20 protein-coding genes and 1 tRNA gene are annotated in these 23,516 nt (G+C 68.6%); 12 read left to right on the forward strand and 9 right to left on the reverse strand.

Features of this window, described 5'->3' with window-relative positions; all coding sequences use genetic code 11:
• Positions 1-81: 81 nt before the first annotated feature.
• From AC1DW0_RS25510 to AC1DW0_RS25530, 5 genes are all read right to left on the reverse strand, one after another.
• Positions 82-2,637 carry a serine/threonine-protein kinase gene (locus tag AC1DW0_RS25510; protein ID WP_477948799.1) on the reverse strand — a complete coding sequence of 852 codons (2,556 nt, stop codon included), beginning with the start codon at positions 2,635-2,637 and terminating at the stop codon, positions 82-84.
• A gap of 16 nt (positions 2,638-2,653) precedes the next feature.
• Positions 2,654-3,088 carry a VOC family protein gene (locus tag AC1DW0_RS25515; protein ID WP_477948801.1) on the reverse strand — a complete coding sequence of 145 codons (435 nt, stop codon included), beginning with the start codon at positions 3,086-3,088 and terminating at the stop codon, positions 2,654-2,656.
• A gap of 23 nt (positions 3,089-3,111) precedes the next feature.
• Positions 3,112-3,393 carry a hypothetical protein gene (locus AC1DW0_RS25520; protein ID WP_457324486.1) on the reverse strand — a complete coding sequence of 94 codons (282 nt, stop codon included), beginning with the start codon at positions 3,391-3,393 and terminating at the stop codon, positions 3,112-3,114.
• Between the two features lie 19 nt (positions 3,394-3,412).
• Complete coding sequence (locus tag AC1DW0_RS25525; protein ID WP_477948803.1) at positions 3,413-3,832, reverse strand: SRPBCC family protein; 420 nt, start codon at positions 3,830-3,832, stop codon at positions 3,413-3,415.
• Between the two features lie 88 nt (positions 3,833-3,920).
• Positions 3,921-6,146 carry a C1 family peptidase gene (locus AC1DW0_RS25530; protein WP_477948805.1) on the reverse strand — a complete coding sequence of 742 codons (2,226 nt, stop codon included), beginning with the start codon at positions 6,144-6,146 and terminating at the stop codon, positions 3,921-3,923.
• Positions 6,147-6,223: 77 nt separating this feature from the next.
• On the opposite strand from AC1DW0_RS25530, the gene AC1DW0_RS25535 reads away from it, so the two are divergent.
• Positions 6,224-7,204, forward strand: a complete 981-nt coding sequence (locus AC1DW0_RS25535) for a 2-dehydropantoate 2-reductase (protein ID WP_056194404.1) — start codon at positions 6,224-6,226, stop codon at positions 7,202-7,204.
• Positions 7,205-7,207: 3 nt separating this feature from the next.
• Here the strand turns inward: AC1DW0_RS25535 and AC1DW0_RS25540 are convergent, their stop codons facing one another.
• The 3 genes from AC1DW0_RS25540 to AC1DW0_RS25550 form a co-directional block, all read right to left on the reverse strand.
• Positions 7,208-7,996, reverse strand: coding sequence for a substrate-binding periplasmic protein (locus tag AC1DW0_RS25540; protein WP_477948807.1), 789 nt, complete (start codon positions 7,994-7,996; stop codon positions 7,208-7,210).
• Between the two features lie 74 nt (positions 7,997-8,070).
• Positions 8,071-8,640 carry an NnrU family protein gene (locus AC1DW0_RS25545; protein WP_457325642.1) on the reverse strand — a complete coding sequence of 190 codons (570 nt, stop codon included), beginning with the start codon at positions 8,638-8,640 and terminating at the stop codon, positions 8,071-8,073.
• Between the two features lie 23 nt (positions 8,641-8,663).
• Positions 8,664-9,128 carry an Lrp/AsnC family transcriptional regulator gene (locus tag AC1DW0_RS25550; protein WP_457325641.1) on the reverse strand — a complete coding sequence of 155 codons (465 nt, stop codon included), beginning with the start codon at positions 9,126-9,128 and terminating at the stop codon, positions 8,664-8,666.
• A gap of 121 nt (positions 9,129-9,249) precedes the next feature.
• On the opposite strand from AC1DW0_RS25550, the gene AC1DW0_RS25555 reads away from it, so the two are divergent.
• The 3 genes from AC1DW0_RS25555 to AC1DW0_RS25565 all read left to right on the forward strand — a co-directional run bounded on the left by AC1DW0_RS25555 (position 9,250) and on the right by AC1DW0_RS25565 (position 12,025).
• Entirely contained in the window at positions 9,250-10,344 is a 1,095-nt protein-coding gene (locus tag AC1DW0_RS25555) for a saccharopine dehydrogenase family protein (RefSeq protein ID WP_477948809.1), read from the forward strand.
• 8 nt (positions 10,345-10,352) lie between these two features.
• Positions 10,353-11,885, forward strand: a complete 1,533-nt coding sequence (amaB, locus tag AC1DW0_RS25560) for an L-piperidine-6-carboxylate dehydrogenase (protein ID WP_457391387.1) — start codon at positions 10,353-10,355, stop codon at positions 11,883-11,885.
• A gap of 55 nt (positions 11,886-11,940) precedes the next feature.
• A tRNA-Leu gene (locus tag AC1DW0_RS25565) sits at positions 11,941-12,025 on the forward strand.
• 202 nt (positions 12,026-12,227) lie between these two features.
• Here AC1DW0_RS25565 and AC1DW0_RS25570 read toward each other — a convergent pair.
• Positions 12,228-14,294, reverse strand: coding sequence for a putative bifunctional diguanylate cyclase/phosphodiesterase (locus tag AC1DW0_RS25570; protein ID WP_477948811.1), 2,067 nt, complete (start codon positions 14,292-14,294; stop codon positions 12,228-12,230).
• A 104-nt stretch (positions 14,295-14,398) separates the two neighbouring features.
• Here AC1DW0_RS25570 and AC1DW0_RS25575 point away from each other — a divergent pair, with 104 nt between their 5' ends.
• From AC1DW0_RS25575 to AC1DW0_RS25610, 8 genes are all read left to right on the forward strand, one after another.
• A complete protein-coding gene (locus AC1DW0_RS25575; protein ID WP_056194383.1) occupies positions 14,399-14,740 on the forward strand; it encodes an HU family DNA-binding protein in 342 nt (113 codons plus the stop codon).
• A gap of 159 nt (positions 14,741-14,899) precedes the next feature.
• Positions 14,900-15,940, forward strand: a complete 1,041-nt coding sequence (locus AC1DW0_RS25580) for a LacI family DNA-binding transcriptional regulator (RefSeq protein ID WP_056194380.1) — start codon at positions 14,900-14,902, stop codon at positions 15,938-15,940.
• Positions 15,941-16,290: 350 nt separating this feature from the next.
• Complete coding sequence (locus tag AC1DW0_RS25585) at positions 16,291-17,649, forward strand: GH1 family beta-glucosidase (protein ID WP_457391384.1); 1,359 nt, start codon at positions 16,291-16,293, stop codon at positions 17,647-17,649.
• 250 nt (positions 17,650-17,899) lie between these two features.
• Positions 17,900-19,201, forward strand: coding sequence for an HD-GYP domain-containing protein (locus tag AC1DW0_RS25590; protein WP_457323898.1), 1,302 nt, complete (start codon positions 17,900-17,902; stop codon positions 19,199-19,201).
• A 26-nt stretch (positions 19,202-19,227) separates the two neighbouring features.
• Positions 19,228-21,345, forward strand: a complete 2,118-nt coding sequence (locus AC1DW0_RS25595; RefSeq protein ID WP_082532505.1) for a putative bifunctional diguanylate cyclase/phosphodiesterase — start codon at positions 19,228-19,230, stop codon at positions 21,343-21,345.
• 82 nt (positions 21,346-21,427) lie between these two features.
• Complete coding sequence (locus AC1DW0_RS25600; protein ID WP_056194372.1) at positions 21,428-21,751, forward strand: DUF1840 domain-containing protein; 324 nt, start codon at positions 21,428-21,430, stop codon at positions 21,749-21,751.
• Between the two features lie 5 nt (positions 21,752-21,756).
• Positions 21,757-22,398 (forward strand): histidine phosphatase family protein, encoded by a 642-nt coding sequence (locus tag AC1DW0_RS25605; RefSeq protein WP_056194488.1) that lies wholly within the window; start codon positions 21,757-21,759, stop codon positions 22,396-22,398.
• 156 nt (positions 22,399-22,554) lie between these two features.
• On the forward strand, positions 22,555-23,505 hold the full coding sequence (locus AC1DW0_RS25610; RefSeq protein ID WP_056194369.1) for a porin: 951 nt from the start codon (positions 22,555-22,557) through the stop codon (positions 23,503-23,505).
• Positions 23,506-23,516 lie beyond the last annotated feature (11 nt).

Below are 23,516 nucleotides of genomic sequence, written 5' to 3' on the forward strand. Positions count from 1 at the left end.
GTCCCGACCCACGCCTCGCCGGCGCCTTGCATCGCCCCGCAACTCGCCCCGGCGCGGGCCACGCCTCTGCCGCGCAGACTCCTAGGGGAAAAGCCCGCCGAGGTTGCCCAGCGTGGGTGCTGCCGCGCCAGGGCCRCGTGCGCCGGCCAGCGCCGCCCAGGCGGCACGCACGGCAGGGTCGTCGTCACGACCCGCGGCCTGGCGCACCTCCAACCAATGGCTGACGAGGTCGAGCGGGTGCCTGTCGGGCAGGCTGGCGGGCCGGGCCTGGCGCGCCTGGGCGAGCAGGGCAGGCGCCTCGGGCGAGCCTTGCAGCACGGCGGTCAGTGCCGCATCCAGGCGCGAGCCCCAGGCATGGACGCGCCCGACGCCGCGCACCTGGCTCAGCAGCTCGGCGCTGCGGGCCAGCTCGCCCCGGGCGCGGGCCAGCCGCCCCTCGACCTTGGCCAGCCGGCTGCCGGGCAGGGCGAGGGCGGGGGACAGCGGCTTGTCGCGCACGTGTTGCACGGCCTCGGCGGCCAGGGCCGGGTTGCCGGCGGCCAGGGCGGCGTCCGCCGCCAGCAGCAGGCAGCGGCCGCGCGGCCCGCCATCCAGCGCGGCGGCCTCGGTCATCAGCGCGCGCAGGGCATTCAGGTCGGGCTGGCCCAGACGCGCCTGCGCGAGCAGCAGTTCGGCGCGGTAGATCAGCAGCGAGCCCGGGGCCAGGCCGTCGGCACTTGCGCCGTCCAGCAGCGCCTGGCGGGTGCGCACCTCCTGGGCATGGCGGCCCTGCAGCTGCAGCGCCTCGGCCCAGCCGGTGGCGGCCTGCAGCGCGAGGTCGTTGCCGGGGCCGAGCTTGCTGCGGATGTCGGCAAGCAGTGGCGCGGCGCGTGTGTCGATGCCGTCGAACAGCGCGTTCAGCGTCAGCATTGAAATCTCGCTGTGGCGCAGCACCAGCACGGGCAACGTCAGCCGCGGGTCGGTGCTGGTCCACATCGGCTGCGTCGCCCGCACGAGGTCCAGCGCCTCGGCCAGGCGGCCCTGGCGCTGGCGCAGCACGCCGAGGTTCTGCAGGTAGTCGGCGCGTTCGTAGTCGTCGCCGGGGTGGAGCCTGTCGGTCAGCACGCGCACGCGTTCCAGCGCGCGTTCGGCGTCGTCCAGGCGGCGGACGTGCATGTAGTCGGCGGCCAGGATGAACTGCTGCTGGCGCACCGCCTCGCTGTCGGGGCCGAAACGGCGTGCCAGCGGCGCCGCGATCGGCTCCAGCAGCGCGATGGCCTCGTCGTGGTTGCCCATGATCTGCTGCACCTGGCCCAGGCTCAGCCGGGCCTGCAGCACCGCGGCTTCGTCCTCGCCATGCTGCTGGCGTGCCAGCGCCAGCCATTGCTCGCCCAGCGGCAGGGCATGGTCGAAGCGGTTCAGGGCCATGTAGGTGCGCGACAGCACCTCCAGCAGCCGTTGCCGCGTCGCGGGGTCGTTGGCGAACTCGTCCAGGCGGCCGCGGCTGTCGTCCAGCAGTTCAAGCACCGACGGCATGCGGCCCTGGCGAGGCAGGCTGCCGCCGGCGAGCAGATGCGTGATGAAGCGCGCGACGCTGTCATTGCGCTGGCGTGCGGACTCGGCCTCGCGCCATTGCCAGCGGCTGGCGGCGATGCTGCCCGTCAAGCTGGCCAGCAGCAGCACCGACAGGCCGGCCAGCAGCGTGTGGCGGCGCAGCAGCAGGGCGGTACGGTGCCGCAGGCTGAGGCGGCGCCTGGCCATCACGGGGCGCTGGGTCTGCCAGCGCCGCAGGTCCTCGATGAAGGCATGCGCGCCGACGTAGCGCTCAGCCGGGTTCTTGTGCAGGGCCTTGGCGGCGATGGCCTCGAGGTCGCCGCGGGCGCGCTGCGCGTCGCGCGGGCGTCCGGGGCCGTCCTCGTCCTCGGGCGCGCCCAGCAACGCGGCGAAGCGATGCGGGGGCTGGTGCAGCACTGCGTGTTCCAGCGCCGCGCGGCTGTCGTCACGCGCACCGAAGGGCAGCCGGCCCGTCAGCAGCTCGAAAAGCATGACGCCCAGGGCGAAGACATCCACCGCCGTGCCGGCGTCGCCGCTCTCGATGAGCTCGGGGGCTGCGTAGGCCGGTGTCAGGCCGGCGCGGGCCTCGTCCACGGCCTGACCGGGAGAGGCCGCCAGGCCGAAGTCCAGCAGCTTGGGCAGGCCTGCGGCCGTGACCATCACATTGGCGGGCTTGAGGTCGCGATGCACGACCAGGCGCGCATGAACGTATTCCACCGCCTCGGCCACACGCAGCAGCAGCGTGACGCGGTCCGCCACGGTGGGGAGCTGGGCGCGCGCATGCTCGGCCAGCGGCAGGCCGTCGACGAGCTCCAGCACCAGGTAGGCGTGGGGCGCCTGCACGCCGGCGTCCAGCAGGGCGGCGACGCCGGTGTGCGTGAGGCGACCCAGCGCTGCACGCTCGCGCAGGAAGCGCCGCGCGACGGCAGGCGTCGCGCTGTCGCCGTGCAGCAGCTTGATGGCGGCGCTGGCCTGGTAGAGGCCGTCGGCGCGCTCGGCCTCCCAGACCTCGCCGAGGCCGCCGCGGCCGATGCGCCGCCACAGCACCCAGGCACCCAGCCGCAGGCCGGTCAACGTCGCGGCGTCGCCCGCTTCAGCCTGCACCACGCCCGGCGCGGGCTTACCAACTGCCGGTGTTGGGCATCGACGCCCAGGGCTCGGCCGGCGCCAGCGACGGGCCGGCCTGCAGCAGCTCGATGGAAATGCCGTCCGGCGAGCGCACAAAAGCCATGCGGCCATCGCGCGGCGGGCGGTTGATCGTCACGCCGTGGTCCATCAGCTTCTGGCAGGCGGCGTAGATGTTGTCTACGGCGTAGGCCAGGTGGCCGAAGTTGCGGCCGCCGGTGTAGGTCTCTGCCTTGCCGTCGGCGTCCGGCCAGTTGTAGGTCAGCTCGACCTGGGCGTCTTCGTCGCCTGGCGCGGCGAGGTAGATGAGCGTGAAGCGGCCGGCGCTGCTTTCGGAGCGCTTGACTTCGTGCAGGCCGAGGGCGTCGCGGTAGAAACGCAGCGACGCGTCGACGTTCTCGACGCGCACCATGGTGTGGAGGTATTTCATGGTCGTGATTGTCGACGCCTCTGCTATTTCTTTCGCTGTTGCACGGACTTGATCCACCGCGTCGTCGGCGTCTCCTTGGGAGGCCGGGTGGCGCGGAACACAAGCCACACAAGAAGCACGTAAACAGGCAGGAAGGGGATCAGCAGCCAGTGCCCAGCCAGAAGCCATTGCGCGCCGCTTTGAGGCTTGAACACGATGCCGATGCCGCTGACGAACAGCAACCAGGGCAGGACAAGGATAAGCAGGCGCTTTACAGAACGCATTCCATTCGGATCAAGGTTGTCGCGAAGGATTGTCGATTGCAACGATTGGATTGGAAGCCAGTCAGGCGGTGAAAATGCTTTCCGCGTGCGCCTTCATGGCCTGCAGCCCTGCCTCGATCATGGTGGCGATGGCCGGTGCCAGTGCGTGGGGCAGCAGGTCGGCGATCCAGACGACGCGGCAGCGTGAGCTGCCTTCCTCAAAGATCTGCGTCGACGCGTTGTGGTGGGTCAGCCGCCCGCCCACGGCTGACCAGGCGATGCGGCGGCGGTCGTCGTCGATGTCGATGATGAGTTCGCGCACCGTCATGCCATTGGCGAAGCGGAGCTCGCGGGCCTGTTCACCACTCGTATTGCCGTCCATCGTGCACTCGGTGACGAAGGCGGGCACGAGGCGGGTGTGCAGGGCGCCGGGGTCGCGCATCGCGTCCCAGAGCACGGCGGCGGGGGTGTCGACAACGATTTCGCGGTGGATGGAGGCCATGGCCGTCTCCTGAAGTGATGGCTCATGGTGGCCGCTTGTCCAGCCCTGCGCCGGCCGGAACCGGACATCTCCAACCGTCGCCAGTGCGTCAGTAGTCCAGCCACTCCATCGGCGCGACGAGGGCGTCGCCGCGGATGCGCTCCAGCGTGCCGGTCAGGACGTCGATGTTGTTGTCGAAGCTGCCGTGGCTGGCATCGATCTGGTCACCGGCCTTGGTCGTGCGGATCTTGGGCGTCGTGACGCGGTTCAGCAGGGTGCCGCCGGGCCAGAGCTTGAGCCAGGCGGCAACATCGCCATTCGGCGGGCCGGCCCACTGGTCGTCCAGCCACGCCGCGTCCGGCGGCACGAGGGCGCGTTCCATGCCGAGCAGGGGCTGCTTGCGGATGTCGTCCAGCGCGCGCGACACGAGGTAGAGCAGGGACTTGCCGTAAATGTCGCGCTCGGCGTTGGGCAGGCCGTCGGCGCGCTCGTTGGCATCGGTCAGCACGTGCAGGCGCAGGCGGTCCAGCGACAGCACGCCAGCCTGGCCGGCCGCACCGTAGTGCTGCACGGCGAAGCCGCTGGAGCAGGCGGCGGCGTAAAGCTCGCAGCTGGCGGCCTGCACGACGTTGGCACCACCCAGGCGGCCGAGCAGATGGCCGATGAGTATGGAGCCGGCCGAATGGCCGATGAGATGGACTTCCAGCGTCTTGCCGCTCTTGGCCAGCGCGTCGCGCAGCTCGCGCAGCATGCGGGCGGCCAGGTCCAGCACATGGTCGGCCGTCGCGCCGCCCTCGGCGTTTTCGCGCATCTCGCTCCAGATGCCGCGCGCGAACTGGCGGCCGACGGCCTCGATGGCGCGGTCCTTGGCCTCGGCGGCGACCTCACGCAGGCGGTCCAGCGTGCCGGTACTGACGTCGGCCGAGTCGACGATGCGGTGCTTGAGATCCTCGAGCATGTCGGTCAACGTCTCGCCCGGGCCAGTCTTCCACGTGAAGAACAGCGGGTAGATGCCGTTGGCCAGGAAGTAGGGCGCCATCACGCGGATGCGCTGGACGGAGCCGATCTCCGAGTTCAGCCCGCCGTGGGCGTAGATGGCGAGCTTGACGGTCTTGCCCTTGCTGGCCTTGAACCAGGCCGCGGGGCGCTCGACGACGATCTCGCGCGCCAGGCCTTCGCGGTCGTCGCGGGCACGGGTGAAGTCGGTCGCCATCAGCTGGCCGTCGTTGCCCGAGACCAGGGTGTGGGTGTAGGCCTCGTCGGTGCGCAGTGGCTGGTAGGGCTTGTGGGCGAAGACGTGGTTGACGGGCCAGGGGTCGTCGCGCGGGTTGTCGTCGACGCGCAGCGTGGCGCCGACGTCCGACAGGCCGCGGCCGGCCATGGCGCGAAACCCGCCGGCCACGCGCGCGGCCTTGGCTCCTCTTGCCGCCGCCACGGCTTGGCGGCTCTTGATGTCCGACAGGTCCTGCGGCACGCCCAGGGCCACGGCCCAGGCATCGGTGCCGTTGGTGATCCAGTCCTCGTAGCTGAGGATGGCGAAGCCGCTGGCACCCCAGCCGGTGCCCCAGCTGTTCTGCACGACGAAGCCGCGCTCGTTGTAGCCCACCAGCGCAAAGGCGTGCCCACCGGTCTTGCGGGCCATGCGCTCGATGCGCGGCAGCTTGTCGTGGCTGGCCGGCATGGGCGATTCGTCCAGCGTCCAACCGTCGTGCACGTCGCCCGAGACATAGATGGCGCCGATCTCGTAGATGGCTGCCTGCATGTCGACGACGCTCTTCTTGTCGACGCGGTAGTAGACGCCGAGCGCCCGCGTCGTCGCGTCATCGTCCCAACCCGCCGCGGGGCGCTCGAAAATGCCGTTGCCCTTCTTGTCCAGCGGATAGGGCCACAGCTTGAAGGAGCAGACGCCGTGCTTGTGCCAGCCCTTGAGGGCGCCGCGGCAGGACGAGCCCTCGTAGTCCTGGCCGGGCCATTCGTCGTAGAGCTTGGCCAGCTCGTAGAACATGCGCGGGCTGACGGTTTCGGGCTGCGTGCGGCTGCGCGGCGCGTCGAGGTGGCGCAGCCAGTAGAGGTAGTTGGTCACGCAGGCCAGGCCGAAGCCGGTGCAGGCGCCTTCATTGCCCTGGTTGAGGATGCGGCCAGCTTTCACGTAGGCGGGCAGCAGTCGTTTCAGGTCGCTGTCCATCGGCCAGCGCGGCGGCAGGGAGCGCAGCGGCGAGCGGTAGACAAGATCGCGCAGGTCCAGGCGATCGGGGCGTGCGTCCAGCTTGGGTGCGGAAACGGCGTTGGCGGCGGCTTTCTTGGCGGTGGCGGGCTTGCGGGTCTTGGTGGCCATGGTGGTCTCCTCGGGAGGACGGCGGATGATGGCCGCAGCCTTTCGCACGGACAAGTCCGCATGCGAGACTGATCCCCATGTTTAAGGTCTGTATCGTCGGCCTGGGGGCCATCGGCGGCTGGATGGCCGCGCATCTGCAACGCGTCGAAGGTGTGGCCGTCAGCGCCCTGGCCCGCGGCGACACGCTGGCGGCCGTGCGTGAGCACGGCCTGCGGCTGGACAGCGGCGAGGACAGCTGGCGTGCGCCGCTGCGCGTGACCGGCGACGCCGCCGAGCTCGGCCTGCAGGACCTGGTCATCCTCGCCGTCAAGGGCCCGGCCATCGCCGGCGTCGCGGCCCAGGTCGCCCAGCTTTGCGGGCCGGACACGCGCGTGCTCACGGCGCTGAACGGCCTGCCATGGTGGTTCACGGCCGGCTTGCCCGTGCAGGGGCTGACGCTGAAATGCGTGGACCCCGATGGCCGCATCGCCGCGCTGATCCCGCCCCAGCGCGTCATCGGCTGCGTCGTTCATGCCAGCTGCGCGCTGCGCGGCCCGGGCTGGGTCCACCACGTGATGGGCAACGGCCTGCTGATCGGCGAGGCCACGGGCGGCACGAGCCTGGCCGTCGATGCGCTGATCGCGCTGCTCGGCGACGCCGGCTTCGAGGCCAAGGCGGCCGAGAGCATCCAGCGTGACGCCTGGTACAAGCTCTGGGGCAATATGACGACCAACCCGGTCTCGGCGCTGACCCGCGCCACGACGGACCGCATCCTGGACGACGACCTCGTGCGCGAGTTCACGACGGCCATCATGGCGGAGGCCGCCGAGGTCGGTGAAGGCATGGGCTGCCCGATCGCCCAGACGCCGCAGGACCGGCACACCATCACGCGCTCGCTCGGGGCCTTCAAGACCTCGATGCTGCAGGACATCGAGGCGGGGCGGCCTATCGAGACCGACGCATTGCTGGCGGCGCCGCGGGAGCTGGCGCAGCAGCTCGGCGTGGCGACGCCGATGCTGGATGCGTTGCTGGGGTTGACGAGGTTGATGGACGCATGCCGCGGCCAGTCGGCCGCCTGAGGTTCAGTAGAGCAGCTTGCCTGCGTGGCGCTTCCAGTGGCGCGCCACTTCACCCTTGCGCGTGGCCTCGGCGAAGGCGGCATCCAGGCGTGGCAGCAGCTCCGCCGCCGCGCTCCCCCGTGCGGCGACCACATGGAAGGCCGGTGGTGAGACGTCCGACAGCGGCGCATGGGCCAGCCCCGGCGTGGCCAGGTGGTCGACCTTGCCGAGCTCCCATTGCTCGATGACTTCGATCTCTTCGACAAAGTAGTCGCAGCGGCCGAGCAGCAGTTTCTCGATCAGCTGCTGGTAGTTGCGCGCCCCCTGGTCCAGGTCACCCGGGCCCAGGCCGTAGTGGGCATAAGTTGAACCGTTCTTGCCACAGCCGCGCCAGCGCTTCAGCCCGGCGCGGTCGGAAATCTGCAAGGGCTGCGCCTTGCGGAAGAAGACCTGGGGCGTGAACGTCTTGTAGGGCTTGGAGAAGGCCAGCGTCTTGCCGCGCTCGTCGTCGTAATAGGCCGCGAGCGCGAAATCGATCTCGCCGGACGCGACGGCCCGCAGGCAGCGCTTGAACGGCAGGTCGCCGATCAACTTGAGCTCGACACCGAGCTTGGCAAACAGCGGCGGCCAGAGATCGACGAGGAAGCCGTTCAGCTGCTGCGGCAGGCCCGGCGTGCGGTACAGCCAGGGCGGCCCGATGCCGGGTTCGCCGCAGGCAGTGAGAGGCCTGACCTGGGCGTCTGCCGCGGTGGCGACCGTTGCCGCCAGGCCCAGAAGGCAGGCCAAAAAGCGCATCCAAGAGCGGCGGGTCATCTACCTTCGAGTCTACGCGTACCGCTGCGCGCGCAGCGCCTCGCCGAGGCCCTGGGTTCATGGGCGTGCGCCGGCTACCCCAACGGTGCGATGCCCAGCCAGGCCGCATGCGCCCAGAAGGCGAAGAAGGCCCACAGCGCGACGCCGACGGCGATGGTGGCCGCCGTGCCGGCCACCGTGCCAGCGGCCGGCACCGGCCCTGGCCGACGCCGCGCGGCGCGAAAGACCAGAATGGCCCAGACGAGGAAGCTGCCGAACAGCATCACGTCGGCCAGCGTGTTGTTGGCGATCAGGTGAGCAAAGGCCCAGACCTTGACCGACAGCGTCATCGGATGTTGCAGCTTGGCCTTGATGTGATTGCGCGGCACATAGGCTGCGGCCATCAGGATCATGGCGACGAGCATCAGCGATGCGGCCGCGTGGTTCATGCCGTGGATGGGCGGCCACAACACGATGGGATTGAGACGCGCTTGCGAGAAGCCCCAGAGGATCAGCCCGAAGCCGATGAGGGAGACCAGGGTGTAGAGGCCCTTCCAGCCCTTCTCGCCGAGCCGCGCCATTTGCGCGTCGCGCCATTGCGGCGCCAGCGCGCGAATCAGGTGGATGCCGAGAAAGAGGGCGAGGCCGAGGGCAAGCCAGGTCATCGTGGTCTCCAGTTCTGTCCGGTTCAGGTTTGTCGGTCGACGCGCAAAGCCAGCACGACCGAACTGTTGGTGCGCAGCACGCCGTCGATCTCGCCGATCTCGTCGAGCAGGGCGTCGAGTCGGGCCGTAGTGTCGGCGCGCAGCAGCGCCATGTAATCGAATTCACCGCTGACGGAGGCGAGCTGGCGCAGCTCGGGCAGTTCTGCTAGTCGCTTGACGACTTCGCGACCGGCCTTGGGGCTGACGGTGATGCCGACAAAGGCCTGCACGCTGCGGCCGGCTTCATCGCCGCCCAGGCGGGCCGTGTAGCCAACGATGCGGCCGCTGGCCTCCAGCCGCGCCAGCCGTGCGACGACGGTGGTTCGCGCGACGCCGAGCTTGCGCGCCAGCGTCGCCGTGCTCTCCCGCGCATTGGCCTGCAGCAGCAGGATCAGGCGTCGGTCCAGGTCGTCTGGCGAGGGATTCGGGTTTACCCGCGATTCATTCATAACGACGAATCATCGCGACGAATCGTCGAAACAGCAATTGCTTTCGTCGGAGTAGCGCTTTCTTTCGTCATCGCCACTGCCTAGAGTTCGGCCCAACGCAAACACCTGCCTGGAGCCCCTCATGAAGATCGCCCTGCTCGGCGCCGGCCACATCGGCCAGACCATCGCCCGCCTGCTGCACGCCACTGGCGACTATCAAGTGACGGTGCTGGACAAGAACCCCGGCTACCTGAAGGTGCTGGCCACCGAGGGCATCGCCACCGCCGAGGTCGACAGCGACAACCGCGCCGCCCTGGCTGCCCAACTGCGCGGCAAGGACGCCGTCGTCAACGCGCTGCCCTACCATCTGGCCATCAGGGCTGCCGAACTGGCCCTGGAGTGCGGCTGCCACTACTTCGACCTGACCGAAGACGTCGCCGCCACCAAGGCCATCATGAAGATGGCCCAAGGCGCCAAGACCGCCTTCATGCCGCAGTGCGGCCTGGCGCCGGGCTTCATCGGCATCGTGGCCCACCATCTGGCCAGCGGCTTCGACTCGGTGCGCGACGTGCAGATGCGCGTCGGTGCCCTGCCGGCCTTCCCGACCAACGCGCTGAAGTACAACCTGACCTGGTCGGTCGACGGCCTCATCAACGAGTACTGCCACCCCTGCGAAGCCGTCCACGAAGGCGAGACCATCTCTGCGCTGCCGTTGGAAGGCCTGGAGCACTTCAGCCTGGACGGCACCGAGTACGAGGCATTCAACACATCGGGCGGCCTGGGCACGCTGTGCGAGACCTGGGCGGGCAAGGTGCGCAACCTCGACTACAAGACCGTGCGCTACCCCGGCCACCGCGACCTGATGCAGTTCCTGCTGGGCGACCTGGGCCTGAAGGGCGACCAGAACCTGCTGAAGGACATCATGCGCAAGAGCATGCCCGCGACGATGCAGGACGTCGTCCTCGTCTTCGTGACCGTGTCGGGCCAGAAGAACGGTGTGCTGCTGCAGGAAGTCTTCGCCCGCAAGATCTTTGCCACGCGTGACGGCGCCCAGCCGCTCTCCGCCATCCAGATCACGACCGCCGCCGGCATCTGCGCCGCCGTCGACCTGTTCCGCGAAGGCAAGCTGCCGCAGAAGGGTTTCGTCCGCCAGGAAGAGGTCAGCCTGCCCGACTTCCTTGCCAACCGCTTCGGCTCGGCGTATCAACAGTCCCGTCAAGTCGAGTCCATCTCCTGATCGGGACAATGCGGACCATGAAGCAACAAACTCTTTCCGTTCTCGACGCCCTCGGCGTCCACCTGCCGCAAACCTCGAACTCGGGCGGCGACCTGACCGTGCGCTCGCCCATCGACGGCAGCGTGCTGGCCCAGCTGCCCACGGCCAGCGCGGCCGACATGAAGGCTGCCGTGGGTCGTGCGCATGAAGCCTTCAAGGCCTGGCGCGTCGTGCCCGCCCCCAAGCGCGGCGAGCTGATCCGCTTGTTCGGCGAAGAGCTGCGTACCCACAAGGCGCAACTGGCCCAGCTGGTCTCCATCGAAGCCGGCAAGGTCACGAGCGAAGGCCTGGGCGAAGTCCAGGAAATGATCGACATCTGCGAGTTCGCCGTCGGTCTGTCGCGCCAGCTGCATGGCCTGACCATTGCCAGCGAGCGCCCGGGCCATCGCATGATGGAACAGTGGCTGCCGCTGGGCGTCGTTGGCATCATCTCGGCCTTCAACTTCCCCGTGGCCGTGTGGGCCTGGAACTCGGCGCTGGCGCTGGTGGCCGGCGACACCTGCGTGTGGAAGCCGTCCGAGAAGACGCCGCTGACCGCGCTGGCCACGCAGGCCCTGTTCGAGCGCGCGCTGAAGGCCTACCGCGCCGCCGGTAACGCCGCACCGGACGGCCTGTCCGAGCTGATCATCGGCCGCGCCGATGCCGGCGAAGCGATGGTCGACGACGCCCGTGTGGCGCTCGTCTCCGCCACCGGCTCGACCCGCATGGGCCGCGCCGTTGGCCCGCGCGTGGCGGCGCGCTTCGGCCGTTCGCTGCTGGAGCTGGGTGGCAACAACGCCATCATCGTCACGCCCAGCGCCGACCTGGAACTGGCTGTGCGCGGCATCCTGTTCGGCGCCTACGGCACGGCCGGCCAGCGCTGCACGACGACGCGCCGCGTCATCGCCCACGAGAGCATCCACGACGCCCTGGTCGAGCGCCTGGACCGCGCCCGCGCCCAGCTGCCCATCGGTTCGCCGGTTGAGCAGGGCACGCTGATCGGTCCGCTGATCGACGCGCAGTCCTTCGACGCGATGCAGTTTGCCTTGAGCGCTGCACGCGAGCAGGGCGGCCTTGTGTCAGGTGGCGAACGCGCCTTGGCCGATCGCTTCCCCGAGGCCTACTACGCCGTGCCGGCTCTGGTGCGCATGCCTTCGCAGACCGAAGTGGTGTGCCACGAGACCTTCGCGCCCATCCTGTACACGCTGAAGTACAAGACGCTGGAAGAAGCCATCGAGCTGCAGAACGGCGTGCCGCAAGGCCTGTCGAGCGCGATCTTCACGACCGACATCCGCGAGGCCGAGCGCTTCATGAGCGCCTCGGGCAGCGACTGCGGCATCGCCAACGTCAACATCGGCACGTCCGGTGCGGAGATCGGTGGCGCGTTTGGCGGCGAGAAGGAAACCGGCGGCGGCCGCGAGAGCGGTTCCGATGCGTGGAAGGCGTACATGCGCCGCACCACCAACACGGTGAATTACTCGAGCGAGCTGCCTCTTGCTCAGGGAGTGAAGTTCGACATCTGAATCGACTTCGTCGTGGGAGGGCTGAGAACTAGGCTATAGTCCGGCCTCCCTGAAAGCCCAGGTGGCGGAATTGGTAGACGCACTAGTTTCAGGTACTAGCGGGTAACTCCGTGGAGGTTCGAGTCCTCTCCTGGGCACCAAACAAGAAAGGCCAGCACGCAAGTGCTGGCCTTTTGCGTTTGGGCCCAGGAGAGGGCTCGAAGGGCGCGTCGTCGTGGACCGAGGACAAGCCCTGCGGCTTGTCCGACGCCTCGACGAAGGCTTCGCGCCTCTGGCGCGTTGCCGTCCGCCGGGGTCGCCGGAGGTGACCGAGTCCCCGCTGAGGTGCCCTCGATGGGCGCCTTAGCGAGTGGTGGCGGCAACCGAGCCCGCTGTGGTGGCGCCAAACCACCGCTCCTCAAACTCCCGCGCCGGCACTCCCTTCCCAAACCACCACCCCTGCCCCCAATCACACCCCATCTCCCTGAGCGCCACCATCTGCGCCTCGGTCTCCACCCCTTCGGCGACGACTTCCATCCCCAGCTCATGCGCCATCGTCACGATGGCCCGGCACAGCGCCAGCGCCTTGCCGCCGTTCTCCAGCCCGGCGACAAAGCTGCGATCGATCTTGACCGTGTCGATGTCGTGATGCTGCAGATAGCTCAGCGATGAATAGCCGGTGCCGAAGTCGTCCAGCGAGATCGCCAACCCTGCCTCGCGCAGCGCCCGCAGCCGCTCGGCCACCGCTTCATCGCGCTCCAGCAGCAGCCCTTCGGTGATCTCCACCGCCAGCGCGTCACCTGGCAATCCCAGGCCGCGCAGATGCGTGACCCAGTCCGGCTGCACACGGTGGCTGCGCTCGCCGAGAAATTGCACCGGCGACTTGTTGACGCTGATCTGGAAGCCCTCGTGCCCCGCCGTGCGCCAGGCCAGCACCTGGGCTGCGGCCTCACGAAAGACCCAGTCGCCGATGTCGACGATGAAGCCGCTGGTCTCCGCGATCGGGATGAACTGGGCCGGGCTGACGTCACCCAGTTGGGGGTGGGACCAGCGCAGCAGCGCCTCAGCCTTGCGCGGCGGCGCGGTCGGGTCTTGCAGCGACAGGATGGGCTGATAGACCAGGCTGAATTGCGACAACCGCAGCGCCTCGCGCAACTCGGCCACCAGCCGGGCGCGCCGTTGCGCGGCCTCGTGCAGGGCCGGCGTGAACAGGCTCATGCGGTTGCGGCCCGCGCCCTTGGCTTCATACAGCGCCAGATCAGCGTGCTTGAACAGGGCCTCGATCTCGACGCCATCGCGGGGCGCCAGGCTGACACCGATGCTGGCCGATACATAGACCCGCTCGCCGGCGACCTCGAAGGCTTCGGACAAGGCTTCCAGCAAATCGTGCCCGACGCGCTCGGCCGCGAGCACCGCCTGATCCGTCGCCAGCAGCACGGTGAACTCGTCGCCACCCATGCGCGCGACCACGCCGCCCGGGGGCATGTGCTCCTGCAGCCGCCCCGCCACCTGCACCAGCAGCGCGTCACCGACGTCATGGCCCAGGGAGTCGTTGACCTCCTTGAAATGATCGAGGTCGACGAACATCACGGCGAGCTCGTCGCCGCGCAGCGCGCGCAGGGCCAGCGCCCGCTCGATGCGTTCGCGCAGCGAACGGCGGTTGGGCAGGCCGGTCAGCGTGTCGACACGCGCCTGCTGCCAGACCAGCGCCTCCTGGCGCTTGCGATCGGTGATGTCGGTGTGCGTGCCGACCATGCGCAACGGCCGGCCGGCCGTGTCCCGCGCGATGACCATGCCGCGGCTCAGGATCCATTTCCAGCTGCCGTCCTTGGCCAGCACGCGGTGTTCGTTGCGGTAGAGCGGCGTGCGGCCGGCGAAATGGTCCTCGCGGTCCTTGTCCATCTGCGCCAGGTCGTCGGGATGGGTGCGCGCGTCGAAGGCCTCCGGTGTCGCGTCGACGTCGCCCGGCTCGAAGCCATAGAGGCGCAGATAGCGCTCGGAGAAGTATTCGATCCCGGCCTGCACATGCCAATCCCAGACGCCGTCGCCGCTGCACTCAAGCGCCAGTTTCCAGACCTCGTCCGCCTCGCGCAGCCGCGCCTCGACCGTGCGGCGCGCGGCGATGTCGGTGTGCGTGCCCAGCCAAAGCGGCGAGTCCGGCAGGCGCTGGGCCTGGGCCAGCACCCACTGGTTGCCCAGGCGGTACTCCATCTCGAAGCGGCCGCTGCGCTGCGCCGCCGCCCACTGAGCCGAGAAGGCGCTGCGGTCCTCCTCGTGCAACCAGTTGACGAGGGCAGCCGGCAGGGCGGGGCGGTTCAGCGCCTCGGCCAGGCGCGCGTTCATCCACAGCAGCCGGCCCTGCGCGTCGGCCTTCCACACTTGCTGGGGCAGGGCATCGAGCAAAGAGGAAAAGTGCACGTGGGCTGACATCAACGATGGATACGGGACTCTGCCGAGACTGTATGCCTCTCGCGATAAGCCACAATCGCGCCCGCCCGAGCCGTTCGGGCGCGTTTTTGGACGAGACCCCCCGCATGAACAAGACCGATCTGATCGAACACCTGGCCGCCAAGCACGAGCTGAGCAAGGCTGAAGCCGGCCGCGTCCTCGAGACCCTGCTGGACGCCATCGTCACCACCGTCAAAAAGGGTGGTGCGGTGTCGATCCCGGGCTTCGGCTCCTTCAAGCAGCACGCACGTGCTGCCCGCAACGGCGTGAACCCCAGCACCGGCGCCAAGATCAAGATCGCCGCCGCCAAGCTGCCCAAGTTCACCGCCGGCGCTGGCTTCAAGGCCGCCGTGGACCCCAAGGCTGCAGCCAAGAAGGCCGCTGCCAAGCCCGCCGCCAAGCCGGCCGCCAAGGCCAAGAAGAAGTAAGTAGAGCAGTCGCATGGAACCCCTCTCGGATGATTTCCGGGCCGGGCGCTGGGCCGCTCCCGAGCCGGCCCGCGCTGGCGATGTGCTTGCCGGTCAATCCGGCAAGCATCGCCGTCCCCTCGGGGTACCGGCCAAGGTAATCCTTGGACGAGGGGCTCCATGACCCCGCGCGGTACCACCCCCACCATCGTCGACGTTGCCCGCGAGGCGGGCGTGTCGATCAAGACGGTATCGCGCGTGCTCAACCATGAGCCCGGCGTGCATGAAAGCACCCGGGATCAGGTGCTCAAGGTGGTGGAGGCGCTGCGCTACCGGCCCAAGCAGTCGGCGCGCAGCCTCGCAGGTGGACGGTCCTTCCTGATCGGCCTGCTCTATTACGACCCCAGCGCGATCTTCGTCGGCAGCGTGCAGCAAGGCGCCACGGTGCGATGCCGCGAGCTGGGGTATCACCTCGTTGTCGAGTCACTTCACAACGATGCGCCCGACCTGCGCCAGCAGATCGACCGCATGGTGATGGCACTGCGCCCCGACGGCATGATCCTGACGCCGCCGCTGTGCGACAACCCCGAGGTGCTCGCCGCGCTGCGCGAGAACGGCACGCCCTGCGTGCTGATGTCGCCCGAGCGCGACCTGCGTGGGGTGCCTTCGGTGCGCATGGACGATGTGCATGCGGCCGAAGAGATCACCAATCTGCTGCTCAGCCTGGGCCACCAGCGCATCGCCTTCATCAAGGGGCCGCCGGACCAGTCGGCCAGCGCGGCGCGCTACCAGGGCTTCGTCAACGCGCTGCGCGCGCATGGCCTGGAGCCCGACCCCGAACTGATCCAGCCCGGCGCCTTCACTTTTGAGAGCGGCCGCGACGCGGCCCATCAATTGCTCAGCCGCCGCCAGCGGCCGACTGCCGTGTTCGCCAGCAATGACGACATGGCGCTGGGCGTGTTGGCTGCTGCCCAACGCCTGGGCCTGCCAGTGCCCAACGACCTGTCGGTGGCTGGCTTCGACGATTCGCCGACCGCCGCCCTGGTGTGGCCGCCGCTGACCACCGTGCGCCAGCCGGTCGCCGAGATGGCACGCACGGCGGTGGAAATGCTGGTCGCAGGTCAGCGGCCCGACGCCTCAGCGGGGCCGGCCGACGAGGCCGACCTGCACAAGGTGCTGCGGCACGAACTTGTCGTGCGGGACTCCACGCGCGCCCGCTGAACCGGCGCGCTTTCGCCTCGGCCCTCCTGCTTTGATCTGCCCGGCGCAGCGCTGCCGTTACCGCTAACAGCGTGTATTGACAGCGTTGTCATTTGTCGGGCAAGATGACGACGCCACGGGGGCAGGTGTCGCTTCAAACCTGTTTGCCCGAGCTGCTTGATGGTCCGACGCTCGCCGCCATCAAAGCGGTCGGCCTGGTAGCGGTACGCCCAATTCAAACAATACAGGAGACGTCATGAAGCGCTGCCGCTGCCCCGCGGATTCGGCCGTTCCGCCCTCCTGACCCGTCTTCGCTCCGTCGTCGCGGCGCCACCGCCGTCTTGCTCAGCTTTTTGCCCTGCCTCTCCGCCATGAGCCTCGCCAACCTCGACCGCATCGACCCCGCCGCACTCGCCCAGTCCTTCCCGCCCGGCTTTCTCTGGGGCGTCGCCACCAGCGCCGCGCAGATCGAGGGCGCCGCCTTCGAGGACGGCAAGGCCGCCTCCATCTGGGACCATTTCTGCCGCCAGCCGGGTCGCATCAAGGATGCGTCCAACATCGACGTCGCCTGCGACCACTACCACCGCTTCCGCGACGACGTCGCGCTGATGAAGGGTCTGGGCCTGGACTGCTACCGCTTCAGTTTCAGCTGGCCGCGCGTGCAGCCGCTGGGCGAGGGCGCCTGGAACGAGGCCGGCTTCGCCTTCTATGACCGTCTCATCGACGCCCTGCTCGAAGCCGGCATCCAGCCCCACGGCACCCTCTATCACTGGGACCTTCCGCAGGCCCTGGACGAAAGCATCGGTGGCTGGCTGTCGCGCGGCATCGTCAGCCGCTTCGCCGACTACGGCGCCGAGATCGCGCGCCGCTTCGGCGACCGCCTCGCCAGCATCGCGACGCACAACGAGCCCTGGTGCACGGCGACCCTGGGCTACGAGACCGCACAGTTCGCGCCTGGCCGCACCAGCCGTGCCGAGAGCCTGCAGGTGGCCCACCACCTGATGTTGTCCCATGGCGAAGCCATCGCCGCGATGCGCGCGGTCACCAAGACCAAGCTCGGCATCGTCCTCAACCACACGCCGTCCTTCCCCGCCACGCCCAACGAGGCCGACCGCCGCGCCGCCCGCATCGACGACGGGCTCAACGTGCGCTGGTACATGGACCCGATCTTCCGCGGTGCCTACCCGGCCGACGCTGTTGAATACGTCGGTGCCGACGCCCCACGGGTCGAAGCCGGCGACTTGGACCGCATCCGCCAGCCGCTGGACTTCCTCGGCATCAATTTCTACACGCGCAGCCTCTTCGGCGCGGACGGCAAGACCGTCCCGGGCCCGGGCAAGCGCGGCTTCACCGACATGGGCTGGGAGATCGTGCCCGAGGTCTTCGCCCAGCACCTGGTGCGCCTGGCGCGCGAGTACAACCCGCCGCCGATGTTCATCACCGAGAACGGCATGGCCAATGCCGACCGCGTCGTCGACGGCCGGGTACCCGACAAGGAGCGCATCGCCTACCTGTCGGCCCACCTCCAGGCGTTGTCCACCGCCATGAGCCTGGGCGCCGATGTGCGCGGCTATTTCTACTGGAGCCTGCTCGACAACTTCGAGTGGAACTCCGGCTACGACAAGCGCTTCGGTCTCGTCCACGTCGACTACGAGACCCAGCGGCGCCTGCTCAAGGACAGCGCCCACTGGTATCGCGACTTCGTTGCCCTCCATCACGCCCGACGGTGAGAGGGGCTTCGACGCGGCCTCACTCAGGCCGCCGGTCATGCATTCCTCCGCGTTTGCCCCGACTAAGCGGCGGGAAATCGGTCACGTTCAGGYGCTAAGCTCCGACTTGCGCCCCGCCGGTACTTTTCCCAGCCGGTAGCGGGCGCGATCGGCCGATTTGACGTATGACAGGAGACCGGTTCGAGCACTGCGGCAGGGCTGCCGGAGCTCGGGCCGGGTCGAGGGTGCCCGGCGCACGGGTTTTGAGCGAATGCAGGATAGAACAAGCGATCCACTGATCGATGTCAGCCAGTTGGCGGTCGGGATGTTCATTCATCTGGATCTCGGCTGGATGTCGCATCCCTTCCCCTTGTCGAGCTTCAAGATCGCCTCCAGCGATCAGTTGCTGATCCTGCGCCGCCTTGGCTTGACCCAGGTGCGCTGGAGCCCCGCCAAGAGCGACCTGGACCTGCAGTCGTCCGAGGACGCCGTGGCTGCGGATGCCGGCGACGTCAGTGCTGCAAGCGACAGTTCCGCCCCCTCGCAACCCAGCCCTGAAGATCTGGCTCGCGAAGCCCACCGCCGCGCTCTGGCCGCCCAACGCGAGGCCCTGCGTCTGTGCGAGGAGCAGTACGGCGAGGCGGCCAAAGGCTTTCGCGGTGTCATGGACCTGGTCCAGCCCGACCCCCATGCCGCCCGTACCCAGGCCGAGAGCCTGACCGCCGCACTGCTCGACAAGATGCTGGTCGAGGGTGATCTCAATATGCGGCTGCTCAATGAAGCTGCCGGCGACCGCAGCACGGCCCACGCGCTGAACGTCTGCATCATTGCCCTGCTGCTCGGCCGCGCTTTCGGCCTCGGTCGCGACGAGATGATGGACCTGGGCGTCGGCTCGCTGCTGCACGACGTCGGCAAGCTCGAGGTCGCTGCACGCCTGCGCCACCGCGACGAAAGCTTCACGGCGGCCGAGACCCAGGCCTACCAGCAGCACGTCGTCAAGGGCGTGGCCATCGCCCAGACCATGGGCCTGGCACCCGGCCCGCTGCTCATCGTTGCCCAGCATCATGAGCATGCCGACGGCAGCGGCTTCCCGCAAAAGATCAACATGGACCGCATGAGCACCGGCGCGCGCATCGTTGCGCTGGTCAACCGCTTTGATGGCTTGTGCAATCCGCTGATCACGTCCAAGGCGATGACGCCCCACGAGGCGCTGTCGCTGATGTTTGCGCAGGGCCGCAATCGCTTCGACGCGACCATGCTGAACGCCTTCATCCGCATGATGGGTGTCTACCCGCCGGGTTCCACCGTGCAGCTCACCGATGACCGCTATGCGCTGGTCGTTTCGGTCAATTCGGCGCGTCCGCTGAAGCCTCGCGTCATGGTCCATGACGTCAAGGTGGTCAAGGAAGAGGCGCTGATCCTCAACCTCGAAGAGATGCCCGACCTCGGCATCCGGCGCAGCCTCAAGCCCCAGTTCCTGCCGCGAGCCTCGCTCGACTACCTCAGCCCCCGGGCGCGCATCGCCTACTTCTTCGACGCCGCGAGTACGGGACCAGGGGAGTTGGCCGCGTGAACGCCGGCCGCGAGGCGAACTCAGCCTTGCCCCGCGTCTCGGAGGCGCCGTCCGTGATCGGTGCGCTGCTGGAAGGCCTGCCCGAGCCGGCCTGGCTGGTGGATGGTGAAAGTCTGACCGTCAACGCCGTCAACCGCGCCGCGTTGCGCCTGCTCGGTCTCAAGCCCGAACGGGCGCTGGGCCAGCCGCCGGCCCTGTTGTGCGGCTCGCTGGAGGACGAGGCCTTCTGGCAGGGTGCCGCCCGCGATCCTTTCGCCCGAATCCGCTCCGACACGGTGCTGACTCACAGCGACGGCCAGCCGCGCTGGGTCAGCCGCAGCATCAGCCCCGTCCACACGCCCGACGGCGGGCGCTACTGGCTGGTGCTGCTGCACGACCAGACCCGGCGCCGGCGCGCCGAGGCCGAGCGCGAGACCCTGCTGGCCGAACTGCGCGCGACGCTGGAGTCCACCGCCGACGGCATCCTCGTCGTCGACCTGGGTGGCCGCGTGCGCAGTTTCAACCGCCGCTTTGCCAAGCTCTGGGGCCTGCCCGGCGGGCTGCTGCATGAGCCCGGCGACGCCGGCCTGTGGCTGAGCCTGCAGCGTGTCATGCGCGACGGCGAGCAGTACCGCCTGCGCATCGAGTCACTGCTGGACGCGCCGCTGATGCGCTCCAGCGACATGCTGCGCCTGGCCGATGGCCGCGTGCTGGAGCAGGTCTCGCTGCCGCAGATGAGTCGCGGCGAGCCCATCGGCCGGGTCTTTTCATTCCGCGACCTGAGCGAGAAGCTGGCTGCGCACCAGCGCATCGAGGAGCTTGGCCGTTCCGACGTGCTGACCGGCGCGCCCAACCGCCGCGCGCTGGCCGACCGCATCGTGCAGCAGATGGCCGCCGTCGAGACTGGCCAACCGGCGCCTGCTGAATCTCCCACTTTTGCGCTGCTGCATCTCGACCTGGACCGTTTCAAGCAGATCAACGACACCCTGGGCCACAGCTATGGCGACCGCGTGCTGCGCGAGGTCGTCGAGCGTCTGCGCGGCGCCGTCGGTGCCAATGACACCTTGGCCCGACTGGGCGGCGATGAATTCGCGCTGCTGATCGACGGTGCCCAAATGTTCGAGGCCGAGGCCGCCGCCCGCCATGTGCAGCAACTGCTGGCCCAGCCCTTCAGCTTCGACACGTTGAGCTTCACCGTCACGGCCAGTTGCGGCATCGCCCTGCACCCCGGCGACGGCAGTTCGCCCGACGAGCTGATGGCCAGCGCCGAACGCGCCATGCACTGGGTCAAGGAAAGCGGCCGCGCGGGCTTTCGCTTCCACGTGCCGCGCAAGGAAGTCGACCTGCTGTCGCGCATGCGCCTGGACCACGACATGCGCCAGGCCCTGGCCGAGGGGCGCTTTCGGCTCCACTATCAACCCCAGGTCGAGCTGGGCAGCGACCGCGTCATCGGTGCCGAGGCGCTGATCCGCTGGCGAGACCCCCAGCGTGGCGACATTTCGCCCGCCGAATTCATCCCCCTGGCCGAGGAGAGTGGCTTTGTTGTCGCCATCGGCGAGTGGGTGCTGCGCGAGGCCGTCGGCCAGGCCGCCTACTGGTTGGGCCGCGGCCTGCGCATGCCGGTCGCCGTCAACGTGTCGGCCCTGCAGTTCCAGCAGGCCCATTTCGTCGAGACGGTGGCTGCAGTCCTGCGCGAGGCCACGCTGCCGGCCAGCCTGCTCGAGCTCGAATTGACCGAGGGCGTGCTGCTCGGTGATGCCGAGGAGGCTCTCAAGCGCATGCGCGCGCTGGCGGCCCTGGGCGTCACGCTGTCCATCGACGACTTCGGCACCGGCTACTCCTCCCTGGGCTATCTCAAGCGCTTTCCCATCCAGCGCCTGAAGATCGACCGCAGCTTTGTGCAGGGCCTGCCCAGCGACGCCAGCGATGTCGGCATCGCCAACGCCATCGTGCAGATGGGCCGGGCCCTGGGCCTGCAAGTCATCGCCGAAGGTGTCGAGACTGAGGCCCAGCGCGACTTCCTGGCCCAGGCCGGGTGCCACGAGTTCCAGGGCTATCTGTTTGCCAGGCCGCTGCCGCCCGACGAATTCGAGCAGCGCGTGCGCCCGCGCCGCCATGTTGTCGACTCGCCTGTGTCCGGCTGGCTGGGGTTGGCCAGCGCCTGAGACGGCACCCCTCGCCCAAGGCGGGCCGGCTTGGGAGCGGCCCGGCGCTCGGCCCGCGCAAGTACACGCGCACAATGCCGCCATGCTCTACCGCTTCAAATCCAAGGCTGGCGCCGACGTCATCATGATGGCCGATTCGGCCGATGCCGTGCTGCGCCTGATGGGGCGCGAACCCGCCCAACAAGGCATCCTCGAAGTGGCTGCACTGCCGGGCCTGATCCAGGCGCTGGAAGCCGGCGTGGCGGCCGATGAGGCGCAATTCCAGCGCAGCGTCGACGAAGCCAAGGCCGCCGGCGAGGCCGTGCCGCGCCGCCAGGGCGTGTCCCTGCGCCAGCGCGCCTGGCCGCTGCACGAGTTGATGCAGCGCAGCATGAAGGAAAAGGCCGACGTCGTCTGGGGTGTCTAGTTGTGATGGAAGAAGTCACTCGACTGATCCTGATCCGCCACGGCGAGACTGCCTGGAACCGCGCCACGCGAATCCAGGGGCATACCGACATCCCCTTGAGCCCGCTGGGTCTGGCCCAGGCTCAGCGCCTGGCCGAGGCCATGGCCGACGAGCCGTTGGCGGCCATCTATTCCAGTGATCTCAGCCGTGCCCGCCAGACCGCCGAGGCCGTGGCCGGCGTCCAAGGCCTGGCCATCCACTTCGACGCTGCCCTGCGCGAGCGCGCCTTCGGCCGGTTCGAGGGGTTGAGCTGGGAAGAGATTGATAGGGGTTATCCCGAGGATGCCGCCCGATGGCGGCGTCGTGAGCCCGATTTCGCCGTCGGCGGCGGCGAGAGCCTGACCGTCTTTAGCGCGCGCTGCGTCGCTGCGGCCCGCCGCGCCGCCGCGGCCCACCCGGGGCAGAGCATTGCGCTCGTCGCCCATGGCGGCGTGCTGGACTGCCTCTACAGGGCTGCGACCCGGTCCGCCCTGGACGCGCCGCGCAGCTGGCAGCTGGGCAATGCCACCATCAACCGATTGCTGGCAACAGCCGAAGGATTCACGCTGATCGGCTGGAACGACGACCGCCACTTGGCCGGGCTGAGCGCCGACGACATCGCGGCTTGATGCAGGCAGGGCGGGCTTTTCAAGGTCCCTAGGCCCACTGTTGCATCCACGCGTCGCTGCGGTCGGGCGCGGCAAAAGCCGCTCCTATACTGGCCGCCACTGGTCCTTCAAGGCAGGGCCCATGGCCCCGCCCAACCTCTCTACAAAGGCAAAACGATGAAGAAGATTGCACTCGTCGCCGCTCTGGCCGCCACCGCCGCCGCGCCGGCTTTCGCACAAAGCGTGACCCTGTGGGGCCGCATCAACACCACCGTCGAAAGCCAGAAGTTCGGCTCGCAAGACCGCAAGGTCGTTGTGCAAAACAACTCGTCGCGCCTGGGCCTCAAGGGCAGCGAAGACCTCGGCGGCGGCCTGAAGGCTTCCTTCTCGCTGGAACACGGCCTGAACAGCGACACCGGTGCGGCTACTGGCGGCACGACTTTCTGGAACCGCGCTTCCTGGGTTCAGCTGGAAGGTGGCTTCGGTGGCATCCGCCTCGGCAAGTGGTTCCCGGGCTCGTATTTCGCGACTGCCGACTACGTCAGCAATCACAACCACGACACGGGCACCTCGGCCGATGCGCTGTACGCGACCCAGTTCTACACGAACAATAAGGTCTCCTACTTCACCCCGACCGCTGGTGGCTTCTCCGCCGAACTTTCGGCAGCCGCAGGTGAAAACGCGACGACTCGCGCTTTCGACGTCGCTGTGAACTACGACATGGGCCCCGCCCATGCCGGCCTCGGCTACGAAAAGAAGGGTGACTTCACCCAGATCGCCATCCGCGGCCTGTACGAGTTTGGCCCCGTCGTCATCGGCGGCTATGTGCAGCGCGCCGAGAACACCTTTGCCGGCGTCGGCAAGAAGGACTGGAACGTCTGGCGCGCTTCCGGTATGTACGTTATGGGCCAGTCCGAGTTCCACCTGAACTTCGGCAAGGCCGACAAGATGGTGGCCGACGACGGCGCCAAGCAGCTGACGGTTGGCTACAACTACAACCTGAGCAAGCGCACCAAGGTCTACGGCTTCTGGACCAAGGTCGACAACCAGTCCAAGGGCAACTACCAGACCGGCGTCGCTGGTCAGGACTTCAGCTCGCTGGCTGCTGGTATCCGCCACAACTTCTGATCCTTCGGGAC

The sequence above is a fragment of the Roseateles sp. P4_D2 genome (assembly GCF_056401875.1).

Excerpts from the sequence above, each read along its gene's own strand:
- AC1DW0_RS25515 (WP_477948801.1), bottom strand. The coding sequence starts at position 3,088 with ATGAAATACCTCCACACCATGGTGCGCGTCGAGAACGTCGACGCGTCG.
- AC1DW0_RS25525 (WP_477948803.1), bottom strand. The coding sequence starts at position 3,832 with ATGGCCTCCATCCACCGCGAAATCGTTGTCGACACCCCCGCCGCCGTG.
- AC1DW0_RS25530 (WP_477948805.1), bottom strand. The coding sequence starts at position 6,146 with ATGGCCACCAAGACCCGCAAGCCCGCCACCGCCAAGAAAGCCGCCGCC.
- AC1DW0_RS25535 (WP_056194404.1), top strand. The coding sequence starts at position 6,224 with ATGTTTAAGGTCTGTATCGTCGGCCTGGGGGCCATCGGCGGCTGGATG.
- AC1DW0_RS25540 (WP_477948807.1), bottom strand. The coding sequence starts at position 7,996 with ATGACCCGCCGCTCTTGGATGCGCTTTTTGGCCTGCCTTCTGGGCCTG.
- AC1DW0_RS25545 (WP_457325642.1), bottom strand. The coding sequence starts at position 8,640 with ATGACCTGGCTTGCCCTCGGCCTCGCCCTCTTTCTCGGCATCCACCTG.
- AC1DW0_RS25550 (WP_457325641.1), bottom strand. The coding sequence starts at position 9,128 with ATGAATGAATCGCGGGTAAACCCGAATCCCTCGCCAGACGACCTGGAC.
- AC1DW0_RS25555 (WP_477948809.1), top strand. The coding sequence starts at position 9,250 with ATGAAGATCGCCCTGCTCGGCGCCGGCCACATCGGCCAGACCATCGCC.
- amaB (WP_457391387.1), top strand. The coding sequence starts at position 10,353 with ATGCGGACCATGAAGCAACAAACTCTTTCCGTTCTCGACGCCCTCGGC.
- AC1DW0_RS25570 (WP_477948811.1), bottom strand. The coding sequence starts at position 14,294 with ATGTCAGCCCACGTGCACTTTTCCTCTTTGCTCGATGCCCTGCCCCAG.
- AC1DW0_RS25575 (WP_056194383.1), top strand. The coding sequence starts at position 14,399 with ATGAACAAGACCGATCTGATCGAACACCTGGCCGCCAAGCACGAGCTG.
- AC1DW0_RS25580 (WP_056194380.1), top strand. The coding sequence starts at position 14,900 with ATGACCCCGCGCGGTACCACCCCCACCATCGTCGACGTTGCCCGCGAG.
- AC1DW0_RS25585 (WP_457391384.1), top strand. The coding sequence starts at position 16,291 with ATGAGCCTCGCCAACCTCGACCGCATCGACCCCGCCGCACTCGCCCAG.
- AC1DW0_RS25590 (WP_457323898.1), top strand. The coding sequence starts at position 17,900 with ATGCAGGATAGAACAAGCGATCCACTGATCGATGTCAGCCAGTTGGCG.
- AC1DW0_RS25600 (WP_056194372.1), top strand. The coding sequence starts at position 21,428 with ATGCTCTACCGCTTCAAATCCAAGGCTGGCGCCGACGTCATCATGATG.
- AC1DW0_RS25605 (WP_056194488.1), top strand. The coding sequence starts at position 21,757 with ATGGAAGAAGTCACTCGACTGATCCTGATCCGCCACGGCGAGACTGCC.
- AC1DW0_RS25610 (WP_056194369.1), top strand. The coding sequence starts at position 22,555 with ATGAAGAAGATTGCACTCGTCGCCGCTCTGGCCGCCACCGCCGCCGCG.